Below are 21,769 nucleotides of genomic sequence, written 5' to 3'. Positions count from 1 at the left end.
GTGTCCTTCGGAGGGTGGATCAGGCGTTCGCGGGGACTCTGGCGTCCAGCTCTTCGTTGGCTCGCGCCAGGTCGTCGGCGAAGTCGACCTCAACGGCGTAGAAGTTGCTGATATCGACCGGCGTGTATTGGACGCCGTCCTTGGTGATGGTGAGCTCCATGGCCCGCTCGAAGTAGTCCTGATCGCCGACTTGTGCCAGACGCTTGATCAGCTTCTTCTTGTCCTTCGACGAGATGTAGTTGATGCCCACCGCCTCACCGAGGGCACCCTCGACGGTTTTGGACAGGTGCTCGATGTGCCCGTTCTCGTCGACGGTGTACTTCACTTCCTCGTCGCTCACCGAGGACATGTCCACGGAGACGAAGGAGAGGTCCTGCTCAATGAAGGGCCGCAGGTACTTCACGATCTCGGGCGCGAAGACGACATCGCCGTTCATCCACAGGACGCCGCCCTTGGTCGAGTTGCGCAGCGCCTTGAGAAGGCTCTTCGAGGTGTTCGTCTGGTCGAAGGCCTCGTTGTAGACGAAGGAGGCGTGGGGGATGTGCTCGAGAATCATTTCGAGCTTGAATCCCACGACGATCGACAGACGCAGCTTCTTCTTGAACTCCGACATCAGATTCTGCACCTGCTGCTGCATGATGGTTCGCCCGTCGCTCAGTTCGGTGAGCGGCTTCGGGTGGGGTCGTGCGAGTCGTGTGCCCATACCCGCCGCAAGAATTACTGCTTGAACCGTCATGAGAGATCCCATCGAGATGTTTCGCCATTGGACAGGGAACATGATCGACCAGATGCCACACCACGAGACCGTTGCAGTCGCACCCCTAATCGGGGTGCCCCCGGGGGAGAGACTACAGGAACGTGGGCGTGCGGGCCGGTTGGGCTCGCCCGGCTTTCCGTCACAATCGAGTCAGAAGGGGGCGGTGACGAGCAGCTCCACATTCTGATCCCTGCTGCTTCCCATGACCCGCTCAGCCTCTAGGCCTGGCCGGTTGGCGGCCAGTTCGAGACTGAGTGCGGCGAGTGATTGCGGCGTGTGGGATCCGTCGCGTCGGACGTCGGCGGCAAAGGAGTGATCGACGAGCGTCGCGATGATGGACAGGGAGCCGTCCCGGTTGTCCACGAGCTCGACCACACGCGACTGCTGAGGGAAGTCGATGAGCGATGCCGTCGTGATCTCCCAAAAGCCGCTGGAATCGTCCCGGCCAGGATGCGGTACTACCTTGTGTCGATGCTCGTGCCCGTTCATCCAGAGCACGACGTTCGGGAACCGAGTGAGAAGTGTTAGAAGCTCCTCGCGCGCCATGGGCTCGCCCCGGTCGTCCTCGGTGGATGATTCCTCGTCGAAGGCGCGGAGAGGGTGATGCGAGAACAGCGCCACCAGTTTGTCCTCGATGTCTGCCGTGATGATGTCGCCGTCGTCGTCGACATACCTGCTGGACACGGACGTCAGTTGTTCAACCAGCCAGGACGTCTGGTCCTGATCGAGGACGGCGCGGCCTCCACCGTCAGGACTGGTGGTGTTCAGCATGATCCCGCGCAGGTCGGGCGAAACATCGAAGGTGTAGTAGAGCGAATCCGTTGCCGCAGGGGTACCTGTCGACTGGTGGTCGCGCGCCAGTTCAGATCGGAATTTCGCCTGGTCGAACACGGTTCGACGCTTCGACGATGTGACAGTGCGAGAGGGCGTCGCCGCGAGAAGCCTCTCCTGATCCGTTTCACCGCCTTCTGCCTTCTTCCAGAACTCGGAGGTGTCCATGCCATCTGGCAGTTCCAGTGGGAGACGGGGCCCCGTCCGGATTCGATCTGTCAGTTCCTCACGGCTCGAGAGTTCCGAACCATCGAAGCGACCCGCTTCGTCATGGTTACCGAACCCGACGTACCAGGGGAACGCCGAACCGGGTGCGTCGATGGTCCTGCTCGCGGCGTCGAGCAGTCCGGGAACTGTCGGGTAGCCGTGCTGTTCTTTCCAGAGGTCGGGCGGCGTATCCCCCTCCTCGGCCTCGGGGTGCCATATGTTCTTCCTCAGTCTGCTCGGAGCCCGTCCGTGGTCCTGGATGCCCTCGTACCGGCCAACGGGGTTGGAGTTGCCGTCCCCGCCCTTCAGAATGCTTGCGGCCGCTTCCACCTCGCTGATCATGAAGGAATTCGTGATGTCTCCGGTCAGGACGAGTGCATCGACGCCGCGCCCGCTCACGGGCCCCCGCTCAAGAGCGTTGAAGGCGCGGATCGTCGCGTCCAGCACGTGCAGGGTGAGGGTGTCCTGCGGACGGAACCGGCCCGAGGTGGGGTAGCCGTCGTCGAAGTCGAAATACTGCCAGAGGAAGGACATCCGGCCGGGATTGGTAGCGTCGATGATGTGGGAGTCGGTGATATGGCCGAAAACCGCCAGGGCTGCCGGCTCTGCGTCGCTTCCGTCGGATCGCTGTGCAAGATCCTCGCGCAGCACCGGTGCCTGCCCGTCGGCGTTCTCGAGTACTCGGTATGCCTTGCCCTCGGCGAGGCGGGCTCCGAGCCGGACCGTCTGCTCGCGCGTGGTCGTCCGGCCGCCGGGCGACGAACCATTCGGCATGACGCCACGCGGCTTATCGGCGGAGCAGCCGCTGAGCGGGCCCAGGGCGGCAACGGTGGCTGCTGCGAGGGAGAGCTGCAGAAGACGGCGGCGGGAAACCGAAGGCGCTGCACGGTGCGGAGAGGTCAGGGGAACAGTCCTTCGTAGGTGCGAGGGTGACAGATGCGTCCAGGCGAGCGCCGGTAGGCGATTCCCGGGCCAGTGCTAGGTGCGGACCACAGTAGCCGGAGCATTGACGTGGGGCATGAAGTCTGCGGCCCGCGCACCGACGTCGAACATCTGTTCGAGGGCCGCCAGCACCCGCCTGGCCGCCTTGCCGTCCCCGTAGGGATTGACCGCGGTCGCCATGGCAGCGTAGGCGTCGGGCTCGTGGAGCAGGGCCTTGACCTCGTGGACGAGGCGCTCCTCGTCCGTCCCGATGAGGCGCACCGTCCCGGCGTCGACGGCCTCCGGCCGTTCCGTGTTCTCGCGCATCACGAGGACAGGGATGCCCAGGCTCGGCGCCTCCTCCTGGACTCCGCCCGAATCGGTGAGCACGATGTGCGCCAGGGACAGCAGCCGGGTGAACTCGCCGTAGTCCAGGGGCTCGGTGACAAGCACATTGGGCGTGTCCTCGATCGCGGGGAGGACGGCTTTCCGCACCACGGGGTTCCTGTGGGCGGGCAGCACGATCACCAGATCCGGCTCCGACTCTGCCAGCCGGGCGAGCGCCCGTCCCATGCCCCGCATCGCCTCACCCTGATTCTCCCTGCGGTGGGTTGTCACCAGGAGGATGCGCCGGCCGCCCGAGGCCAGGTCCTCGAGCCGCGGGTCGGCGAAGGGAATGTTTTTTGCCACGGTGGCGAGGAGCGCATCGATGACAGTGTTGCCCGTGACGACGATCTTCTCCGCCCCGATCCCCTCGTCGAGGAGGTTCTGCCGGCTCGTGGCGGTTGGCGCGAGGTGGAGGCTGGCGATCTGGCTTGTGATCTTCCGGTTCGCCTCCTCGGGGAACGGCGAGAAGAGATCCCCACTCCGCAGCCCCGCCTCGACGTGCACCACAGGGATCCCGCGGTAGAACGCGGCGATCGCGGCAGCCGTCGAGGTCGTCGTATCGCCCTGGACCACCACGGCGTCCGGGGAAGCGGCGGCGAAGAGAGTGTCGAGTCCGTCGATGGTCCGCGTCATGATGCCGGCGAGGGTCTGACCGGGCCGGAGGATCTCGAGGTCGTGATCCGGGCGGATGTCGAACAATTGAAGAACCTGGTCGAGCATCGCCCGATGCTGGCCGGTGACGGTCACGACACACTCCAGTGCGCTGGATTCGTTGAGCGCCCGTACGATAGGGGCCATCTTGATGGCTTCTGGGCGCGTTCCGAATATCGGCATGACAACAGGCATAGGACCCCTAGGTAATGAAGAAGAAATGTGTGCAGTGCTGCGCTCGGGCGAGATGCTGTCCCAGCGCGTGCACCGGTCTCCCCAGACTGCGGCCGTAGATCTGAAGCAATCCTAGTCGCGGCGCGGTGGCCCCCGTTTCATGGGCGGTGTCGGCGCTGCGCTGTAGCGTAATGGCGTGTCACAATCACCTTCTCTCGACCCCTCTCACAGGCTCAGGGTCGTAGACCTCTCCGAGGCCGATCTCCTCGCCCGCCTCTTCCCCCGCCTCCCGGTGCCGGAGGGTGTCCTCCTCGGCCCCGGCGACGACGCCGCCATCCTCGCCGCACCCGACGGCAGGACCGTCATCAGCATCGACACGCTCGTCGAGGACCACGATTTCCGGCTCGAGCGCCCCAACGGCCACCGCACCACCGGCTACGACGTCGGCTGGAAGTGCGCTGCCCAGAATCTCAGCGACATCAACGCGATGGGTGGCCGGGCCACCTCGCTGGTCGTCAGCCTCACCCTCCCGCCCACCACGCCCGTGGGGTGGGTGGAAGCTTTCGCCGACGGCCTGACGGCCGCGATCCGCGAGCTCGGGGCCGCGGGGTGCGGCGTCGTCGGCGGCGATCTCGGCGCCGGCGCGCAGCTCGTCGTCACCGCCGCGGTCACCGGGACGCTCGACGGCCGCGAGGCCGTACTGCGCTCCGGGGCGAAGGCCGGGCACACGGTGGCCGTCACCGGGACGCCCGGACGGGCCGCCGCCGGCCTCGCCCTGCTGGAAGACAAGCGCCTGCTGGAGGACGGCCGCCCCAGCCGGGACTTCGGTGCGGTAGGGGAGGAGCTCGTCGCTGCGCAGCTGCGCCCGCGCCCGCCCCTTGCGCTCGGTCCCGCCGCGGCCGTCGCCGGCGCCTCCGCCATGCTGGACATCTCCGACGGGCTCATCCGCGACGCCGGACGCATCGCGACGGCGAGCGGCGTGGGGCTGGACCTCGACCCGGAGGCGCTGCGGCAGTATGCGGCCCCGCTGGAGGAGGCCGCCGCCCTGCTGGGCGTCGACGCGATGGAGTGGGTGCTCGGCGGGGGTGAGGATCACGGGCTCCTCGCTACGTTCCCGCAGGGCGCCCTGCTGCCGGACGGGTTCACTGCGGTAGGCTCGGTGGTGCCGGGCGAGCCGCTCGTGACACTGGCGTCACAGGCCGCAGCTCTCAGGGGATGGGATCACTTTGCACACTAAGATCACCGCGAACGCGGTCGCGATGAAGCGCTGGTTGAGCAAGGCCGAAGAGTCCCTCGGCAACCACAGCGACCGCCTGAATGCCATCAACATCTTCCCCGTGGCCGACGGCGACACCGGCACCAACCTGTACCTGACCGTCCGCTCCGCGGCCCGCGCCGCGCACGACGCCGACGCCGTCGACCTCGGCGAACTCCTCACCGTGGCCGGCCGTGCCGCGATGGAGGAGGCGCTCGGGAACTCCGGCACCCTCTTCGCCGTCTTCCTCTCTGCGCTCGCCGAACCGCTGCACGGCACCACGCGGCTCACCAGCGCGCTGCTCGCCTCCGCGCTGCACCGCGCGCAGATCCGCAGCTGGTCCGCCCTCAGCGATCCCGTGCCCGGCACCATGCTCTCGGTCCTCGAGGCCAGTGCCCGCGGGGCCGCCGAGGCCGCCTCCGGGCACGACGGCGACGACAGCAACCAGGCCCTCGCCGTGACCCTCCGCGCCACGGTGCAGACCGCGCTCCGGGCCGTGGTGGCCACCGAGAGCCAGCTCGGCGTCCTGGCCGAGGCGAACGTCGTGGACTCCGGGGGCGTGGGCTTCCTCCTGATCCTCGACGCCCTCCGCGCCGCGGCCCTCGGCGAGGAGCTCCAGGACGAACTCCTCGACGGACTGCACGGGTACGACATCCAGGCGCCGCACATCCACCGGGGCGGTGACGCCGACGGCGTGGAGGTCATGTGCACCATCAACCTCAGCCCCCTGGCCGCCGCGACCCTGCGCCTGCACCTCGACGAGATCGGCGACTCCGTGATCATGAGCGCCGTCTCCCCGGTCGAGGACGGCTACCGCTGGCGCGTCCACGTGCACGTCCCGGACGCGGCCCCCGCCCTGGCCCTCATCCACGAGGCCGGCACCCCCGTCAGCATCGCGGTGACCCAGCTCGCGGTCTCGCCCGTGGGAGCCGAGGCCGGTGAGTCCTGACGCGGTGAGTCCTGACCTGGTGCGGCCCCTGGCCGGCGCCGCCCGGGCGTCGGCCGCCTCCGAGCTCGACGCCCCGCTGGCGAAGCGCCTCGGCCCGGTGGCCAAGAACCTGGAGAAGCACTTCGGCATCACCACGGTCGGGGAGCTCCTCAACCACTTCCCCCGCACCTACCTTAAACGCGGCGAGCTGACGCCCATCGACGAGGTGCCCGTGGACGAGGAGGTCACCCTGATCGCCCGTGTGCAGTCCGCGAATTCGCGGCGCATGCACACCCGCAAGGGCACCCTCCTGGAGGTGGTCATCACCGACGACGCTGACGGCAGCCTCGGCGGCATGAACCTCACCTTCTTCAACGGCTTCACCGCAGCCCGGGAGCTCAAACCCGGCGTGCGCGCCATGTTCTCCGGCAAGACCACGCTCTACCGCGGGCATCTCTCCCTCACCAATCCGCGCTACTCCCTGCTCGACGAGGGCGACGACGACCCCGCCCGCGCCAAGCGCCCCATCCCGGTGTACCCGGCGGTGGAGAAGCTCAGCAGCGACGCCATCGCCAAGGCCGTGGGCGTGGTGCTTGACACGCTGCACCTCTCCGACCTCGACGACCCCATCCCGGCGTCGATCGCCCGCCGCGACAAGCTCATGAGCCTGGCCACGGCCTACGAACTCGTGCACCGGCCCCCGCAGATCGAGGACACGTACCGGGCCCAGCACCGCCTCCGCTACCAGGAGGCGTTCGTCCTCCAGGCGGCGCTCGCCCGCCGTCGTGCGCTGGCCGCCCGCGAGGAGGCGACGGCGCGCCCACCCTCCGCCGGCGGCCTGCTGGACCAGTTCGACGCCCGGCTGCCCTTCACCCTCACGCAGGGCCAGCGCGACGTCGGCCGTACCCTCGCCGAGGACCTCGCCCGCACCCACCCCATGAACCGGCTGCTGCAGGGCGAGGTGGGCGCGGGGAAGACCCTCGTGGCCCTGCGCGCCATGCTGCAGGTCATCGACGCCGGGGGGCAGGCCGCCCTCCTCGCGCCCACCGAGGTCCTGGCCGCGCAGCACCTGCAGTCCATCACCCGGACCCTCGGCCCGCTCGCGGAGGGCGGCATGCTCGCGGAGGGCGGCATGCTCGGCGGAGCCCTGGACGGCACGCGGGTGGTGCTGCTCACGGGGTCCATGTCCACCGCGCAGCGGAAGAAGTCCCTGCTCGACGCCGCCTCCGGGGACGCCGGGATTGTCATCGGCACGCACGCGCTGCTCTCCGAGAACGTGCAGTTCTTCGACCTCGGGCTGATCGTCGTCGACGAGCAGCACCGCTTCGGCGTGGAGCAGCGCGACTTGCTGCGGACCAAGGCCCGCACCTCCCCGCACGTGCTGGTCATGACCGCCACGCCGATCCCGCGGACCGTCGCCATGACGGTCTTCGGCGACCTCGAGACCTCCACGCTCTCGGAACTGCCGGCCGGGCGGTCGCCGATCGCCACCCACGAGGTGGGGCTCACGGAGCACCCGGGGTGGATCGACAGGATCTGGGCGCGCGCCCGCGAGGAGATCGACGCCGGGCGGCAGGTCTACGTGGTGTGCCCGAAAATCGGAGACAACGGCCGGGGCGACGACGACGCCCCCGAGGCGCTCTACGGGGAGCCGGTCGCGGAGCGGAAGACCGGGGGAGCGCAGGAGCTCACCAGCGTCGTCGCGCTCTTCGACTCCCTGGCGGGGATCCCGCAGCTGCAGGGCGTCACGAGCGGCATGCTGCACGGGCGGATGGATCCGCAGGACAAGGCGAACGTCATGGCTCGCTTCGCGGACGGCTCCGTGCAGCTGCTCATCGCCACCACGGTCATCGAGGTGGGCGTCGACGTCCCCAACGCCACGCTCATGGTCATCATGGATGCCGACCGCTTCGGCATCTCGCAGCTCCACCAGCTGCGCGGGCGCATCGGCCGCGGCGGTCACGCAGGCACCTGCCTGCTCGTCACGAAGCTCGAACCCGAGCACCCGAGCCGGGAGCGCCTCTCCGCCGTCGCGTCCACCACGGACGGCTTCGAGCTCTCGCAGAAGGACCTCGAACTCCGGCGCGAGGGGAACATCCTCGGGGCCTCGCAGTCCGGCGGGCGTTCGGCGCTGCGCTTCCTGAAGATCACCCAGCACGGCACGGTCATCGAGAAGGCCCGGACCGACGCGCAGGAGATCGTCGGGGAGGACCCGGATCTGCGGGAGCTGCCGGGGCTGGCCCTGGCAATCGAGCTGTATTTGAATCCCGAGAAGGAAGCGTTCCTCGAGAAGGGCTGACCTTCGATCTCCGCGTCTGAGGAGGTAACGTCTCTTCCATGACGCAGCTACGGATCAATGACGCCGCACGGTTCCTCGCCGTCAGCGACGACACCGTGCGCCGCTGGATCGACGGCGGCCTCCTCGGCAGCACGAAGGACGCCTCGGGGCGGGCCGTGGTGGACGCCCTCGAGCTCGCCGGACTCGCCCGCCGAAACGCCGTGCTGCCCGGGGACCCCTCGGACATCGGCCGCTCAGCCCGCAACCGGTTCGTCGGCATCGTCACCGACATCCTCACCGACACCGTCATGGCTCAGGTGGAACTGCAGTGCGGGCCCCACCGCGTGGTCTCCCTCATGAGCAGCGAGGCCGTCCGGGACCTCGGACTGGAGAAGGGATCGATCGCCATCGCCGTGGTCAAGGCCACCACCGTCATCATCGAGACCCCGGCGGGCAAGGGATGAGTGGCGCCCGCCTGACGTCGGGTCGTGGCATCGCCGCTGCGGCGTCCGGTGCCGCTGTCCTGCTGGCGCTCACCGGGTGCGGCGCAACGAGCCCCGATGCCGCTGCCGGCTCGGAGGGTAACGCGATCGACGGCAGCATCACCGTGTTCGCCGCCGCCTCCCTCACGGCCGCATTCACGGACCTCGCCGGGCAGTTCGAGGAGGCCCATCCCGGGGCGGAGGTCACCCTGAACTTCGCCGGTTCGTCCGATCTCGCCACCCAGATCGGCGAGGGCGCCCCGGCCGACGTCCTCGCCTCCGCCGACACCGACACCATGGGACGGGTCACGGACCTGCTGGCCGCGGACCCGGTGGCAGTCGCCACGAACACACTCCAGCTCGCCGTGCCGGCCGACAATCCGGCAGGCATCACGTCCCTCGCCGACGCGGCACGGCCCGGCGTCCGGACGGTGGTCTGTGCGCGGCAGGTGCCCTGCGGTGCGGCGGCCGCGGCGGTCGGGGAGTCCGCCGGCGTGGACCTGACGCCCGTCAGCGAGGAGTCCTCCGTGACGGACGTGCTGGGGAAGGTCACCTCCGGCGAGGCGGACGCCGGCCTCGTGTACGTCACTGACGTGCGGTCCGCCGGGGATGCCGTCCGCGGCATCGACGTGCCGGAGGCCGCCCGCGCGCCCACCACCTACCCGATCGCCGCCCTCGCCGGCAGCGGCGACCCCGCGACCGCGCAGGAGTTCGTGGACTTCGCGGCCGGACCGTCCGGGCAATCCGTCCTCAGGTCGGCGGGCTTCGGTGCGCCCTGACGCAGTACCCGCGGAGGCCGCGCCCGTGACCACCACACTCCTGGAGCAGTGCTCATGACGGCTTCCTCCCTGGACGCCGCCTTCCTGGAGGTGCACCCGTGACGGCTTCCTCCCCGAACGCCGCCCGCCTGCCCCGCTGGGTGGTGGCGCTCGCCGTCGTCGGCAGCCTGTTCGTGATCCTGCCCGTCGTCGCGATGGCCCTGCGGGTCGACTGGCCGCAGTTCATCCCGCTCATCACGTCGGAGAGCGCGACGGCGGCCCTGCTGCTGAGCCTCCGGACCTCCCTGACCGCGACCGCGCTCTGCGTCCTGGTCGGCGTCCCCATGGCGCTCGTCCTCGCCCGGACCTCGTTCCGCGGCCAGCGGCTGCTGCGCTCACTGGTGCTGCTGCCGCTGGTCCTGCCGCCCGTGGTCGGCGGCATCGCGCTGCTCTACACGTTCGGGCGGCGGGGGCTGCTCGGCGGCAGCCTCAGCGCCCTCGGCGTCGAGATCGCCTTCACCACCACCGCCGTCGTCCTGTCGCAGGCCTTCGTCGCGCTGCCGTTCCTGGTCCTCAGCCTCGAGGGTGCCCTGCGGACGGTCGGCACCCGGTACGAGGCCGTCGGCGCCACCCTCGGCGCCGGCCGCTGGACCGTGCTGCGCCGCATCACCCTGCCCCTCGTGCTGCCGGCCCTCGTCTCCGGGGCGGTGCTCTCCTTCGCCCGGGCCCTCGGGGAGTTCGGGGCCACCCTGACCTTCGCCGGCAGCCTCCAGGGCACCACGAGGACGCTCCCGCTTGAGGTGTACCTCCAGCGGGAGACCGACCCGGACGCCGCCGTCGCCCTCTCCTTCATCCTCGTGCTGGTGGCCGTCGCCGTCGTCGGGGTGGCCCACCGCGTCCGGCCCCTCGGCGACCTCGCCCCGCGGGCCGCCTCCCGGGAAGCGGCTCGCCCATGAGCCTCACGTTCACGGCGACGCTCGCCGACCGCGGCTTCGACGTCGCCTTCGACCTCGCGCCGGGGGAGACCCTCGCGGTCCTCGGCCCGAACGGCGCCGGTAAGTCCACGCTGCTCGGCCTGCTCGCCGGCCTGCTCGCCCCGACCGCGGGGCGGGCGGAGCTGGACGGCACGGTCCTCTTCGACGTCGGCCCGGACCGGCGCACCCTCACGGAACCGCGCCACCGCGGGGTGTCGCTGCTCGCGCAGGAGGCGCTGCTCTTCCCGCACCTCACGGCGCTGGAGAACGTCGCGTTCGGCCCGCGGAGCCGCGGCGTGGACCGCGGCACCGCCCGCGCGACGGCTCTGTCCTGGCTCGACCGCGTCGGCGCCGCCGACCTCGCCGGACGGCGGCCCGGCCACCTCTCGGGCGGGCAGGCGCAGCGCGTCGCCGTCGCCCGCGCGCTCGCCGCCGATCCGTCGCTGCTCCTGCTCGACGAACCGCTCTCCGCGCTCGACGTGACCGTCGCCCCGGCCCTCCGCACCCTCCTGCGCGACGTCCTGGTAGACCGCTCGGCGATCATCGTGACGCACGACCCCCTCGACGCCTTCCTCCTCGCCGACCGCGTGCTCATCCTCGACGGCGGCACGGTGGTGGAGTCCGGCGCCACCGCGAGCGTCCTGACGCGCCCGGTGACGGCGTTCGGCGCGCACCTGGCCGGCCTGAACCTCGTGCCGGGCGTGCGGACGGCGGACGGCTTCGCCTCCGCGGACGGGTGGACGGTGCCGCTCACGGACACGGCGCCGGAGGACATGTCCCTCGCGCACTCCGCGCCGGAGAATTCGTCGCTCGCGCACTCCGCGCCGGAGGGGGCGTCGCTGGCGCTCGCCGTCCGGCCGGGCCTGGTCACCGTCTCCCGCAGCGATACCACCACGCAGGGGACGGCCTGCCGCGCAGCGGAGGTCGACGACGTCGAGCACCGCGGGGATCTCGTCCGGCTGCACGCCGGCGGTCTCGCCGCGGACGTGGCGCCGTCCGACGTCGTCGCCTTGGGGATCGTGCCCGGCAGCCGGCTGTTCCTGGCGTTCCGCCACGAGGACGCCAGCATCTACCCGCTGTAGGCCGTGCATGAAACGAGTCCGGGGTGGGCGATAGAGTCGACGGTATGACGCGCATCATCGCCGGAGCCGCGGGCGGCTCGACCCTCACCAGCGTCGACGGCAACGGCACCCGGCCCACGACCGACCGCGTGAAGGAAGCCCTCTTCTCGAGCCTGGAGTCCTACGGGGTGATTCACGGGGCGCACGTCCTGGACCTGTACGCCGGGTCCGGGTCCCTCGGCGTCGAGAGCGCGAGCCGGGGCGCGGCCACCGTGGACCTCGTGGAATCCGCCGACCGCGCCGCCGCCGTCGCCCAGAAGAACGCCGATCTAGTGAACCGGGTCCTGGGCTGGACGGCCGTGCGGGTACACCGGTCCAAGGTCGAGACCTACCTCGAACGCGTGGCCCCGGACCTGACCTGGGACCTCGTGCTGATGGACCCGCCGTACACGGTCGAGGCGGACGGCGTGCTCGCGGTCATCGGGGCCCTGGAGGCGCGGCTGGCGGAGGGCGCCGTGGTGGTCGTCGAGCGGTCCTCGCGGTCCCCGGAACCGGAGTGGCCCGCCTGGCTCGAGCGGTTCGCGGACAAGAAGTACGGCGAGACGCGCCTGTGGTTCCTGGAGCCCGCCGTCGACTGACGTGCGGTACCGGAACGGGCCGGGCCCCGACGCCGGAGAGGCGTCGGAGCCCGGCCCGAGCGGTCGGGGTCAGGCCCGGCGCCGCGTGCGCAGGAGCGCGGTGACTCCCGCGGCGAGCCCGAGCAGGCCGGCGGCCAGTCCGGCCCAGCCGACCGCCGTCGTCGAGCCCGTGTCCGCGGTGGCGTCGGTGCTGGTCGAGGCCTGCTCGGTGTCGACGGCTTCCCCGGTCGCTGCGGCGTCCGCCCCGTGGGAGCCGCCGTGCGCGTCCTCGCCCTCGGCGGCCGCCGTCGTCACGAACGACGGCGCGGGCTTCTCGGGCTCCTCCTCGCCCTCGACGGTCTCCTGGGTCCACGCGGAGACCTCGCCGTCCGTGTAGGACTGCGTGGTGGGCAGCAGCACCGTGGAACCGGCCTCGGGCAGGCGGCCGACCGAGAGGGAGAACGTCTGGTACTCCTGCTGTGAGATCTCCGCGCCCTCCTCCGCGGTCCACACCACGGACAGGGGGGCCTCGGTGATCGTGGCGCCGTCGGCGGTCGTGGCCGGCTCCGGGAGGGCGCCCGTGACGACCTCCGCCGTCCAGCCCTCGACCGGCTTGACCCGCACCGAGGTGAAGGGCTGCTCGGTGGGCAGCTGCACCTCGAGCTTGTTCGTGCCGGCGGTCTCGGATTCGTTGGGCACGCTGAAGGTGAGCTGCGTGTAGCCGTCCTCCGTGGTGGAGGTGGGCGCGACGCTGACGTGGGCGCTGGCCGCGCCGAGGCCGACGGTCATCAGGCCGGCGGTGGCGAGGGCGACGGCGCCGGTGGTGAGGGCGCGCGAGCGGTGGAACGAGGTCATGGGACTGCCTTTCGCAGGGTGCGCTCCGGCCCGCGTCGGCGGGGAGACATGGAGCGGCTTCGGAACTGGGGAGGGTGTGCGGGGTGCGCCACCGGAGCCCAGGTCCGTCGTCGGGACGTCCGGGTCAGCTCGGCAGCGCGAAGGCGCGCGGCGGACCGCGCAGCGTCGGCACGGAGGCGTGGACCGACAGCGGGGCGACGGGGGCGGGGACGTCCTGGAGCGGACGGCGGCGCGGCGGGGACTGCGGGGCGAGCGCCGGGAGGACGAACAGCGGGCGGAGCCATGCACCGAGCAAGGCGAGCGCCTCGTCGCTGCGGGACACCGTGAGGGCCAGGACCACCGTGGCGAGGGCGTGCAGTGCCAGCATCGTCAGGCCGCCGGAGGCGGCGCCCATCGGATCGGGTGCGGCCGGTGAGCAGGCCAGCTCGAAGGCCGCGTGATGGCCGGGCATCGCTGAGGAGCTCTGGCAGACGGCGGGAGCGGCGGTCATCCCGAAGAGGGTGTGCAGCAGCAGCTGTCCGGCACCCATGGCGGTGAGCGCCGACCGCAGGGAGAGCGCACGCCGGGTAAGCAGCGTCAGCGGGACCAGGAGGAGCGCGCCGAGAAGCAGGATCACCCCGAGGTGGGGCAGGTGACCGTCGGCGAAGACGTGGGAGGCCGCGGAGACCGACAGGATGAGCGAGACCAGCAGCAGGGACCGGACATAGGGGAGGCCACCGGCCATGCGGGTCTCCTCCCTGTCGTGATCCCATGGGGTGAGGCTCCCGGCACTTGTGGAACAGCCGACGCTCACCTTCCCGACCAGCGTACCGCCGTCGTCCGCGTGATCCGCGTACCGGTACTTCGTCCGGGCACGGCTCCCGGATGGGCCCCGCGGGCGGGAGCCGACGGGCCACCGCTCACGACGCGTACAGGTGGCCGCCGTGCAACCGGGGGTCACGGGCGGGGCAGGCCGGAAGAGCGTCCGGTACCACGAGGGAGCAGAATCCGGGGAGGTCGGAAGCGGTGTGGTCGGCCTCTCCGACGCCCAGGCGGCGGAGGGCGTCGATGCCCTCGGCGTCGATGTGCTGGGCCTTGCTCGTGTCGATGACGACGCGCGGATCCCGCAGCATGCGGAAGCAGCGCCGGATGATGGGCAGCAGTGCGTGGCAGTTCTGCTCCGTGAGACACCCATGGACCTCCATGCGCGCCTGGCGGAGGTCGAGGTCGAGTTTGAGGGTGATGCGCAGTTTATGGCTCATGAGTGGCTCTCCCAGGGGAAGGGTTCATGCCAAACTGCTTCAGCCCCCTCAGGCTAGGGCGGACATCAGGATGGTGATCGCTCGGAATTCCCCTTGACAGCCCCGCGCCGTCGTGCCGCCGCCTAGGCGGGAGGCTCCTCGAAGCGCGCGAGGTCCGGGCCCGTCAGCACGGCCGCGGGGTGCGGCCCGGCAGCGAGCAGCGCCCGGGTCCAGTTGGCCGGCCACGCCGTGCGGCGCGCGGCGACGATGACATTCCCCGCCTGGTCGCCGCCCACCATGGCCGCCTCGGTGAGGACGGCGGTGGCTGCGGCGAGGGAGGAGAGCTGCCGGCTCTGCGCCCGGGCGAACTTCAACGGGGGATCGTCGCCGACGTTCACGAGCACCACGCCGTCCTCCGCGCACACCCGCAGCAAATGCGCCATGAAATCGGGTCCGGTCAGGTGGGCGGGCGCGTCCGCGCCGGCGAAGATGTCCAGCACGACGACGTCGAAGGCGGCGTCGGGCTGTTCGAGCACGGCGTCCGCGGCGTCCCCGGCGATGATCTCGCAGGAGGTGCCCTCCGGCAGCGGCATGGCGTCGAGGACGAAGTCGAGCAGCTCGGCTTCGAGGTCGACGGCGATCTGCCGCGAGCCGGGTCGCGTGGCCTGGACGTAGCGGACGAGGGTCAGGGCCCCTGCGCCGAGGTGCAGGACCCGCAGGGGAACGCCCGGCGGGGCCGCCAGGTCGATGACGTTCGCGATGCGCTGCAGGTACTCGTAGAAGACCCGGCCCGGGTGCAGCAGGTCCACGTGGGACTGCTGGGCGCCGCCGATGCTGAGGATCAGGGCTCCCTCGATGTAGGCGTCCTCGTCGAGTTCCGCATAGGCGCCCGTCCCGGGGAGCCAGCGGGTGGGGACCTCGAACCCGCCATCGGGCGCTGCGGGTTCGGGGGCCGGTGCGCTGCTCACAGGCGGTCCCGCAGGGTCGCGAGGCGCTGCGCGCCCTCCTCGATGACGTCGAACTTCTTGCAGAACGCGAAGCGGAGCATGGACCGCGTGTGCTCGGCGCCCTCGGCGTGGCAGAACATGGCCACGGGGATCGCCGCGACGCCGATCAGGGCCGGCAGGCGGCGGGCGAGGTCCGTGGCGTCCTCGATGCCGAGCGGGGCGGCGTCGACCATGGTGAAGAACGTGCCCTGCGGCTCGACGACGTCGAACCCGGCCGCGCGGAGGCCCTCGCCCAGCAGGTCGCGTTTCTTCCGCAGGGTGCCCGCGACCTGCGTGAAGAACTCGTCGGGCAGTGCCAGTCCCTGCGCGACGGCGCCCTGGAACGGTGTGCCGGAGGTGTAGGTGAGGAAGGTCTTGGCAGTGCGCACCTGGGCGACGAGCTCGGCCGGGCCGCTGAGCCAGCCGATCTTCCAGCCCGTCACCGAGAACGTCTTCCCGGCGGAGGAGATGCTCAGGGTGCGCCCGGCAGCCCCGGGCAGGGACGCGATCGGCACGTACTCCGCGCCGAAGGTGAGGTGCTCGTAGACCTCGTCGGTGACGATGATCGCGTTGTAGCGCTCGGCCAGCCGCACGATCAGTTCGAGGGCGTCGCGGGAGAAGACACTGCCCGTCGGGTTGTGCGGATTGTTGACGACGACGATCCGCGTGCGCTCGCTGAACGCGGCCTCGAGGCTCGCGGCGTCGGGCTGGAAGTCCGGGGCGCGCAGCGGGGCCGTGGTGTGCGTGGCGCCGGAGAGGCCGATCACGGCGCCGTAGGAGTCGTAGAACGGTTCGAACGTCAGCACCTCGTCCCCGGGGCCGGCGAACGCGAGGATCGCGGCGGCGATGGACTCGGTGGCGCCCGTGCTGACGATCACCTCGGTCTGCGGGTCCACCGTGAGGCCGTAGAAACGCTCCTGGTGCGCGGCGATCGCATGGCGCAGCACCGCGAGCCCCTGGCCGGGTGCGTACTGGTTCGCGCCGTCGGCGATGGCCGCCCGCGCCGCGTCCAGGATCTCCCGCGGGCCGTCCTCGTCCGGGAAGCCCTGGCCGAGGTTGATCGCCGAATGCTGCTGCGCGAGGGCCGTGACCTCCTCGAAGATGGTGATGCCGAGCCGGCCGTCGTCGCCGAGCAGGTTCGCGCCGCGCGCCGCGCGCTGCCACGGCGCGTCGCGGGTGGTCGCGGCGGGAGTCCGATCGTGTGTCGTCATCCTCCCAGTATTGCTGCTACCACCGCTGTGCCGCTCCCACCGCTGCGTCGCTCCCACCGCTGCGCCGCTCCCACCGCTGCGCCGCTCCCACCGCTGCGCCGCTCCCACCGCTGCGCCGCGCCCGCACGGCCTGCCCGGTCCGGCACGCCTCGGCAGGACTGGGTACCCTGGGGGGATGAGCCGCGCCGTCTGCCCCGGATCCTTCGACCCCCTCCACAACGGCCACCTCGAGGTGATCAGCCGTGCCGCGCGGCTCTTCGACGAGGTGGTCGTCGCGGTCTCGACGAACTACGCCAAGACCTACCGCTTCGACCTCGACCAGCGCATGGCCTTCTGCGCCGAGAGCCTCGCGCACCTTCCCGGTGTGAGCGTGCTCCCCATGGGCGGGGGACTGCTCGCTGAGTTCTGCCGGGAGCAAGGGGCGACCGCCGTCGTGAAGGGGCTGCGCTCCGGGCTCGACTTCGACTACGAGCTCCCCATGGCCACGATGAACCGCCACCTCGCGGACATCGACACCGTCTTCCTGCCGACGGACACCGAGTTCGCACACGTCTCCTCGACCCTCCTGAAGGAGGTGGCGTCCCTCGGCGGGGACGTCACGCCCTTCGTGCCGGACGCCGTGAACCGGCACCTGCAGAAATCCTGACGCAGTCGCTCCGTACGCGCCTCAGACGGGGCGCGCGCAGGCCGGCCGCAGGACGGACGCGGTGAGCGCTGCGCTCTCCTCGACGAACCGGCCGAGCCACCCGACCGGTCCGAGGTCGGGCTCCGATCCGGCCATCGTGATCTCCGCCTCGGAGCACTGCGCCAGGTGCATCGACGCCCGGGTCACATGGTAGGTGGAGGTCACGACGACGATCTCGTCCCAGCCGTTGTCCCGCGCCAGGGCCGCCACCGCCCGCGCCTCGCCGCGGGTGGTCAGCGGATCCGGGACGAAGCACGTGGTGCGGGGGCGGTCCTCGGCGCACACGGCGTCGGCCGCCGCATTGCCGGGCAGGCCGGTGGAGGACAGGACGAGTTCGTCCGCCACGCCGTCGTCGACCAGGTCCTGGCCGAGGGGCAGGCGCTCCTCCGCCGCCCCGGCGAGGACCACGACGGCGTCGGCCCGGCTCACCGGATCGAGCGGCGGGTCGTGGAACAGGGCCCAGGCGAGGGCCAGCCAGGCCGTCAGGCCGACCACCAGCAGCACGCCCACCGTGCGCAGGACCCGGGGTAGCCGCCGGGCGGGGGGCGGGGCGTCGGACATCATCGTCCGAGCCTAGACGCCCTCCCCGTTTTGGGCCTGCCCGCCGGATCAGGCTAGGATGGTATGTCGGTCATATGTTCTACAGGAGTCACCATTAAAAGCGATCTCAGTTCGCCTTTGACCTTCAGTGTCAAGGATCTCGGACGCAGTCCGGGAAGCATGCGGACAATCGAAGAACATGCACCGGTACCCAAGGATTTCGGCGTCGCGCTGATCGGCGTGCAGGAAGGTTCCGATATGGAACTGGATCTGCGCTTCGAATCGGTGCACGAGGGAATCCTGGTGTCGGGAACGGCTCACGTCGAAGTAACCGGCGAGTGCGGCCGGTGCCTGGAGCCACTGCGGTTCGACCGCGACGTGGAGATCCAGGAACTCTTCTTCTACAGCGACTCAGCGTCGCTGTCGGTAGAAGAGGAAGAAGAACAGCACAGGGTGGAGAACGATTCGGTCGATCTGGAACCCGTGCTGAGGGATGCAGTGGTTACGTCGCTGCCGTTCCAGCCGGTGTGCCGGGAGGATTGCCAGGGTCTGTGTTCCGAGTGCGGAGCCCAGCTCAACGACGATCCTGACCACCACCATGAAGTTTTGGACCCTCGCTGGTCAGCCCTCGCCGGGCTGACGGGCACCGCCGCCGAGCAGGACGCGGCACCCAAGTCAGAGTCAGACGAGAAGGAAGAGAGTTAGCCGTGGCTGTCCCGAAGCGGAAAATGTCCCGCGCGAATACCCGCGCACGCCGGTCCCAGTGGAAGGCAACCGCCCCCAAGCTGGTCAAGACCCTCGAGAACGGCCGCGTCACCTACAGCCTCGCCCACCAGGCCAAGGTTGTCACCGATTCCGCCGGCACCCCGCTGTTCCTTGAATACAAGGGCCGCAAGGTCGCCGACGTCTGACAGCGGACCCGCGCCCACGGCAGGCATCACGCCTGCCCGGCGCCCGTCCGATGCCGGATCGGCTGATGCAGTTGTGAAGAATACGGAAGACCTCACGAAGCGTCTCGGTGTCGATATCGATGCCGGGACGCTTCGTCTTGCCCTCACGCACCGCTCCTACGCCTACGAGAAGGGCGGGATCCCGACGAACGAGCGCCTGGAGTTCCTCGGCGACTCGGTGCTCGGACTGGCGGTCACCGACGCCCTGTACCGGGAGCACCCCGGCCTGTCCGAGGGCGACCTCGCCAAGCGGCGCTCCGCCGTCGTCAGCACCAAGGCGCTGGCCGGGGTGGCCCGCGCCCTGGATCTCGGCAGCTACGTGCTGCTCGGCCAGGGGGAGAAGCTCACGAACGGGCGGGACAAGGCCTCGATCCTCGCGGACACCATGGAGGCCGTCATCGGCGCCGCCTACCTCAGCCACGGCGTCGAGACGGCCCGTGCCATGGTCATGCGGCTCATCGGGCCGCTGCTGCGGGATGCCGCGGTGCTCGGTGAGGGAACCGACTGGAAGACCCGCATCCAGGAGACGGCCGCCGCCCGGCGGCTCGGGGTGATCGACTACCGGGTCGACGGCACGGGGCCCGACCACGCCCGGACCTTCACCGCCCGGCTGCTCATCGGCGGCACGGAGTACGGCTCCGGGTGCGGCCCCTCGAAGAAGGAAGCCGAGCAGGCGGCCGCGGCCGCCAGCTGGAAGACGCTCGCGGTACCGCCGGACGAGGTGCTGCCGGTCGGCGCCGACCCCGACGCCATCCCCGGCGGTGATCCCGTCCTGCCCGGCGCCGCCCCGTCGCCCGACGGCCCCTGAGTGCCTGAACTCCCCGAGGTCGAGGTCGTTCGCCGTGGCCTCGCGCGCTGGGTGACGGGCCGCACCATCGACGCGGTGGAGGTTCTGGATCCGCGCTCCCTGCGCCGGCACGTCGACGGCGTCGAGGACTTCACCGGAACCGTCGCCGGCGCCCGTGTGAGCGACGTCGTGCGGCGCGGGAAGTTCCTGTGGATGATCCTCGAGGACGCAGACGCCCCCGGCGACAGCCCGCACGTCGCGCTGATGGCGCACCTCGGGATGAGCGGGCAGCTCCTCATCGAGGAACCCGACGCTCCCCTGGAGAAGCACCTGAAGGTCCGCCTCGCGCTCTCCCCGGCGGTCGACGACGACGGCACCGACCTGCCGGGCGACCTGCGGTTCGTGGACCAGCGGATCTTCGGCGGGATGTTCGTCGCCGACCTCGAGGCCACACCGGACGGACAGCCTGGCGGGCTCGGGGCGTCGGACCTGCCGCTGATTCCCCACCAGGCGGCGCACATCGCGCGCGACCCGCTCGATCCCGCGTTCTCCGTCGACTCCTTCCACGACCGCCTCCGCGGACGCAGGACGGGCCTGAAGCGCGCCCTCCTCGACCAGGGGCTCATCTCCGGGATCGGCAACATCTACGCCGACGAGGCACTCTGGGCGGCAGGATTTCACTACGCACGCCCCACCGACACCATGCGGCGCCCCGACACCCGGCGTATCATCGACGCCGTCACCTCGGTGATGGAGCGGGCGCTGGCGGCCGGCGGCACCAGCTTCGACGCGCTGTACGTCAACGTGAACGGCGCATCGGGCTACTTCGCCCGCGACTTGGAGGCCTACGGGCGGGAGGGACGCCCCTGCCGCCGGTGCGCCGCGGAGGGCCGGACCACGCTGCTGCGCCGGGAGTCGTTCATGAACAGGTCCTCCTACCTGTGCCCGTACTGCCAGCCCCGACCCCGTAACGCACGGCCATAGATCTTAGGGGAAAAAGGTGATGATCGCCTCGTGATCTAAATGTGACAACGGGCGGAGGCGGCCGGTACCGTTGTATCTGCGTCCGATCCACAACGGATGGATGCCCGCCCTCACACTGCCTAACCCTGTCGATGAGGCCGGACCGTTCGCACTACACATCGACAGGGGCGGGGGAACCACTAGCGGGCCCGATTACGGGTCCTAGGGGTCAAGACACGCGCACACCGTTCACTGGGGACGACGGTATGAGTCACGTGTGTCCGGATGTCCCATCCGAACCCGACAGCTAACTTCGCAGGCATTGGGAAAGGCATCAACATGTCCAAGCAGATCACTCATGCGCGCCACCGGGCCGTCCCCACGCGCACCAATCCCTTCCTCACCGCCTCTCGGGCCGTGTCCGCAAGCGCCTCGGTGGCCGGCAAGCCCGCCGCCGTCGTCGCCGTTGCCGGTGGCCTGATGTTCGGTGCGTCGCTCCCCGCGAACGCTGCCGGTGAGGTCAGCACCCCGTCCGCAGCGGCGGGCACCCACACCGTCCAGGCCGGCGACACGCTCGGCTCGATCGCCGCCATGCACGGCGTCAGCCTCGACGCGGTGTTCGCGGCCAACGGCCTCGGCCACGCCTCGGTCATCTACCCCGGCCAGTCGATCTCGCTCGGCGGGTCCGCGGCTCCGGCTGCTCCTGCTGCCCCCGCGGAGTACTCCGTGCAGTCGGCTCCTGCCGTCGCAGCACCGGCCGCAGCGCCTGCTGCAGCACCGGCCGCAGCACCGGCTCCGGCCGCTACCCCGGCCTCGTACAGCTTCCAGTCCACGCCGGTGGCTGCTCCGGCGGCCGGCGGTGGCATCGTCGGTACGGCGATGCAGGGCATCGGCTCGGCCTACGTCTGGGGCGGAACCTCGTTCGGCGGCTGGGACTGCTCGGGCTTCGTGCAGTGGGTCTACGCCCAGAACGGCGTCAACCTGCCCCGCACCACCTGGGACCAGTTCGCTGCCCTCACGCCCACCAGCAACCCCCAGCCGGGTGACCTGGTGAGCCAGAACGGCGGCAACCACGTGGGGATCTACCTCGGTAACGGCCAGATGGTCAGCGCCCTCAACGCCTCGCAGGGCACCCTGATCCACTCGGTTGACGCCATGCCCGTGGACGGGTACTACACCCGCTAGCCGAGACGGCCGGCCGCACGGTCGGCTCCACCGGTGAGACAGCAGAAGGACGGGATGCCCTGCGCATCCCGTCCTTCTGCGTTCCCCGGCCATTCCGGGCAGCACT

At 70.6% G+C, this 21,769-nt stretch carries 23 protein-coding genes and 1 riboswitch; of the genes, 14 read left to right on the top strand and 9 right to left on the bottom strand.

Annotated elements, in window-relative coordinates:
- Positions 1–19: 19 nt before the first annotated feature.
- The 3 genes from C4K88_RS01335 to wecB form a co-directional block, all read right to left on the bottom strand.
- Positions 20–736, bottom strand: coding sequence for a phosphocholine cytidylyltransferase family protein (locus C4K88_RS01335; protein ID WP_104119836.1), 717 nt, complete (start codon positions 734–736; stop codon positions 20–22).
- 171 nt (positions 737–907) lie between these two features.
- A complete protein-coding gene (locus tag C4K88_RS01330; RefSeq protein ID WP_146065575.1) occupies positions 908–2,446 on the bottom strand; it encodes a metallophosphoesterase family protein in 1,539 nt (512 codons plus the stop codon).
- Between the two features lie 327 nt (positions 2,447–2,773).
- The gene (gene wecB / locus C4K88_RS01325) at positions 2,774–3,949 is read right to left on the bottom strand and encodes a non-hydrolyzing UDP-N-acetylglucosamine 2-epimerase (protein WP_104119834.1); all 1,176 of its coding nucleotides are present in this window, start codon (positions 3,947–3,949) and stop codon (positions 2,774–2,776) included.
- Between the two features lie 175 nt (positions 3,950–4,124).
- Between wecB and thiL the strand changes: the two genes are divergently transcribed.
- The 8 genes from thiL (at position 4,125) to rsmD (ending at position 12,302) form a co-directional block, all read left to right on the top strand.
- Complete coding sequence (gene thiL, locus C4K88_RS01320; protein ID WP_104119833.1) at positions 4,125–5,165, top strand: thiamine-phosphate kinase; 1,041 nt, start codon at positions 4,125–4,127, stop codon at positions 5,163–5,165.
- 22 nt (positions 5,166–5,187) lie between these two features.
- Positions 5,188–6,132 (top strand): DAK2 domain-containing protein, encoded by a 945-nt coding sequence (locus C4K88_RS01315; protein WP_104120281.1) that lies wholly within the window; start codon positions 5,188–5,190, stop codon positions 6,130–6,132.
- A gap of 19 nt (positions 6,133–6,151) precedes the next feature.
- The gene (locus C4K88_RS01310; protein WP_241521688.1) at positions 6,152–8,410 is read left to right on the top strand and encodes an ATP-dependent DNA helicase RecG; all 2,259 of its coding nucleotides are present in this window, start codon (positions 6,152–6,154) and stop codon (positions 8,408–8,410) included.
- A gap of 38 nt (positions 8,411–8,448) precedes the next feature.
- The gene (locus C4K88_RS01305) at positions 8,449–8,853 is read left to right on the top strand and encodes a TOBE domain-containing protein (protein ID WP_104119832.1); all 405 of its coding nucleotides are present in this window, start codon (positions 8,449–8,451) and stop codon (positions 8,851–8,853) included.
- A complete protein-coding gene (gene modA, locus C4K88_RS01300) occupies positions 8,850–9,650 on the top strand; it encodes a molybdate ABC transporter substrate-binding protein (protein ID WP_104119831.1) in 801 nt (266 codons plus the stop codon). Before C4K88_RS01305 ends, modA begins: the two co-directional genes overlap by 4 nt.
- 98 nt (positions 9,651–9,748) lie before the next feature.
- Complete coding sequence (locus C4K88_RS01295) at positions 9,749–10,585, top strand: ABC transporter permease (RefSeq protein WP_241521650.1); 837 nt, start codon at positions 9,749–9,751, stop codon at positions 10,583–10,585.
- Positions 10,582–11,685 (top strand): sulfate/molybdate ABC transporter ATP-binding protein, encoded by a 1,104-nt coding sequence (locus C4K88_RS01290; protein ID WP_104119830.1) that lies wholly within the window; start codon positions 10,582–10,584, stop codon positions 11,683–11,685. Before C4K88_RS01295 ends, C4K88_RS01290 begins: the two co-directional genes overlap by 4 nt.
- A gap of 44 nt (positions 11,686–11,729) precedes the next feature.
- Positions 11,730–12,302, top strand: a complete 573-nt coding sequence (gene rsmD, locus C4K88_RS01285; RefSeq protein ID WP_104119829.1) for a 16S rRNA (guanine(966)-N(2))-methyltransferase RsmD — start codon at positions 11,730–11,732, stop codon at positions 12,300–12,302.
- Between the two features lie 69 nt (positions 12,303–12,371).
- Here the strand turns inward: rsmD and C4K88_RS01280 are convergent, their stop codons facing one another.
- The 5 genes from C4K88_RS01280 to C4K88_RS01260 form a co-directional block, all read right to left on the bottom strand.
- Positions 12,372–13,136, bottom strand: coding sequence for a YcnI family copper-binding membrane protein (locus C4K88_RS01280; RefSeq protein WP_104119828.1), 765 nt, complete (start codon positions 13,134–13,136; stop codon positions 12,372–12,374).
- A gap of 124 nt (positions 13,137–13,260) precedes the next feature.
- Entirely contained in the window at positions 13,261–13,860 is a 600-nt protein-coding gene (locus C4K88_RS01275) for a hypothetical protein (protein WP_104119827.1), read from the bottom strand.
- Between the two features lie 175 nt (positions 13,861–14,035).
- Positions 14,036–14,377 (bottom strand): hypothetical protein, encoded by a 342-nt coding sequence (locus tag C4K88_RS01270; RefSeq protein WP_104119826.1) that lies wholly within the window; start codon positions 14,375–14,377, stop codon positions 14,036–14,038.
- 122 nt (positions 14,378–14,499) lie between these two features.
- Positions 14,500–15,324: a spermidine synthase gene (locus tag C4K88_RS01265; protein ID WP_104119825.1), complete on the bottom strand. Its 825-nt coding sequence runs from the start codon at positions 15,322–15,324 to the stop codon at positions 14,500–14,502.
- Positions 15,321–16,553 carry an aminotransferase class I/II-fold pyridoxal phosphate-dependent enzyme gene (locus C4K88_RS01260; protein ID WP_104119824.1) on the bottom strand — a complete coding sequence of 411 codons (1,233 nt, stop codon included), beginning with the start codon at positions 16,551–16,553 and terminating at the stop codon, positions 15,321–15,323. The genes C4K88_RS01265 and C4K88_RS01260 overlap by 4 nt, the downstream gene beginning before the upstream one ends.
- Before the next feature lie 175 nt (positions 16,554–16,728).
- Here C4K88_RS01260 and coaD point away from each other — a divergent pair, with 175 nt between their 5' ends.
- Positions 16,729–17,199, top strand: coding sequence for a pantetheine-phosphate adenylyltransferase (coaD, locus tag C4K88_RS01255; protein ID WP_104119823.1), 471 nt, complete (start codon positions 16,729–16,731; stop codon positions 17,197–17,199).
- A gap of 21 nt (positions 17,200–17,220) precedes the next feature.
- Here the strand turns inward: coaD and C4K88_RS01250 are convergent, their stop codons facing one another.
- The gene (locus C4K88_RS01250; RefSeq protein ID WP_104119822.1) at positions 17,221–17,802 is read right to left on the bottom strand and encodes a YdcF family protein; all 582 of its coding nucleotides are present in this window, start codon (positions 17,800–17,802) and stop codon (positions 17,221–17,223) included.
- Positions 17,803–17,916: 114 nt separating this feature from the next.
- Here C4K88_RS01250 and C4K88_RS01245 point away from each other — a divergent pair, with 114 nt between their 5' ends.
- The 5 genes from C4K88_RS01245 (at position 17,917) to C4K88_RS01225 (ending at position 21,663) form a co-directional block, all read left to right on the top strand.
- Positions 17,917–18,483: a YceD family protein gene (locus C4K88_RS01245; protein WP_104119821.1), complete on the top strand. Its 567-nt coding sequence runs from the start codon at positions 17,917–17,919 to the stop codon at positions 18,481–18,483.
- Between the two features lie 2 nt (positions 18,484–18,485).
- Positions 18,486–18,689 (top strand): 50S ribosomal protein L32, encoded by a 204-nt coding sequence (gene rpmF / locus C4K88_RS01240; protein WP_043445822.1) that lies wholly within the window; start codon positions 18,486–18,488, stop codon positions 18,687–18,689.
- Between the two features lie 73 nt (positions 18,690–18,762).
- A complete protein-coding gene (gene rnc / locus C4K88_RS01235) occupies positions 18,763–19,536 on the top strand; it encodes a ribonuclease III (protein ID WP_104119820.1) in 774 nt (257 codons plus the stop codon).
- Positions 19,537–20,499, top strand: a complete 963-nt coding sequence (gene mutM / locus C4K88_RS01230) for a bifunctional DNA-formamidopyrimidine glycosylase/DNA-(apurinic or apyrimidinic site) lyase (RefSeq protein ID WP_104119819.1) — start codon at positions 19,537–19,539, stop codon at positions 20,497–20,499.
- Positions 20,500–20,624: 125 nt separating this feature from the next.
- Positions 20,625–20,815, top strand: a riboswitch (cyclic di-AMP (ydaO/yuaA leader).
- Between the two features lie 2 nt (positions 20,816–20,817).
- Complete coding sequence (locus tag C4K88_RS01225) at positions 20,818–21,663, top strand: C40 family peptidase (RefSeq protein WP_104119818.1); 846 nt, start codon at positions 20,818–20,820, stop codon at positions 21,661–21,663.
- The last annotated feature ends 106 nt before the right edge of the window (positions 21,664–21,769 follow it).

It is taken from the genome of Arthrobacter pityocampae (assembly GCF_002927275.1).
Lineage (GTDB): Bacteria > Actinomycetota > Actinomycetes > Actinomycetales > Micrococcaceae > Arthrobacter_D > Arthrobacter_D pityocampae.
This window is presented reverse-complemented; position numbering and strand designations above follow the sequence as displayed.

Coding starts and splice junctions, on each gene's coding strand:
- rsmD (WP_104119829.1), top strand. CDS start 11,730: ATGACGCGCATCATCGCCGGAGCCGCGGGCGGCTCGACCCTCACCAGC.
- coaD (WP_104119823.1), top strand. CDS start 16,729: ATGAGCCGCGCCGTCTGCCCCGGATCCTTCGACCCCCTCCACAACGGC.
- C4K88_RS01280 (WP_104119828.1), bottom strand. CDS start 13,136: ATGACCTCGTTCCACCGCTCGCGCGCCCTCACCACCGGCGCCGTCGCC.
- C4K88_RS01315 (WP_104120281.1), top strand. CDS start 5,188: ATGAAGCGCTGGTTGAGCAAGGCCGAAGAGTCCCTCGGCAACCACAGC.
- C4K88_RS01270 (WP_104119826.1), bottom strand. CDS start 14,377: ATGAGCCATAAACTGCGCATCACCCTCAAACTCGACCTCGACCTCCGC.
- C4K88_RS01260 (WP_104119824.1), bottom strand. CDS start 16,553: ATGACGACACACGATCGGACTCCCGCCGCGACCACCCGCGACGCGCCG.
- modA (WP_104119831.1), top strand. CDS start 8,850: ATGAGTGGCGCCCGCCTGACGTCGGGTCGTGGCATCGCCGCTGCGGCG.
- C4K88_RS01290 (WP_104119830.1), top strand. CDS start 10,582: ATGAGCCTCACGTTCACGGCGACGCTCGCCGACCGCGGCTTCGACGTC.
- C4K88_RS01225 (WP_104119818.1), top strand. CDS start 20,818: ATGTCCAAGCAGATCACTCATGCGCGCCACCGGGCCGTCCCCACGCGC.
- C4K88_RS01275 (WP_104119827.1), bottom strand. CDS start 13,860: ATGGCCGGTGGCCTCCCCTATGTCCGGTCCCTGCTGCTGGTCTCGCTC.
- C4K88_RS01335 (WP_104119836.1), bottom strand. CDS start 736: ATGACGGTTCAAGCAGTAATTCTTGCGGCGGGTATGGGCACACGACTC.
- wecB (WP_104119834.1), bottom strand. CDS start 3,949: ATGCCTGTTGTCATGCCGATATTCGGAACGCGCCCAGAAGCCATCAAG.
- C4K88_RS01250 (WP_104119822.1), bottom strand. CDS start 17,802: ATGATGTCCGACGCCCCGCCCCCCGCCCGGCGGCTACCCCGGGTCCTG.
- C4K88_RS01305 (WP_104119832.1), top strand. CDS start 8,449: ATGACGCAGCTACGGATCAATGACGCCGCACGGTTCCTCGCCGTCAGC.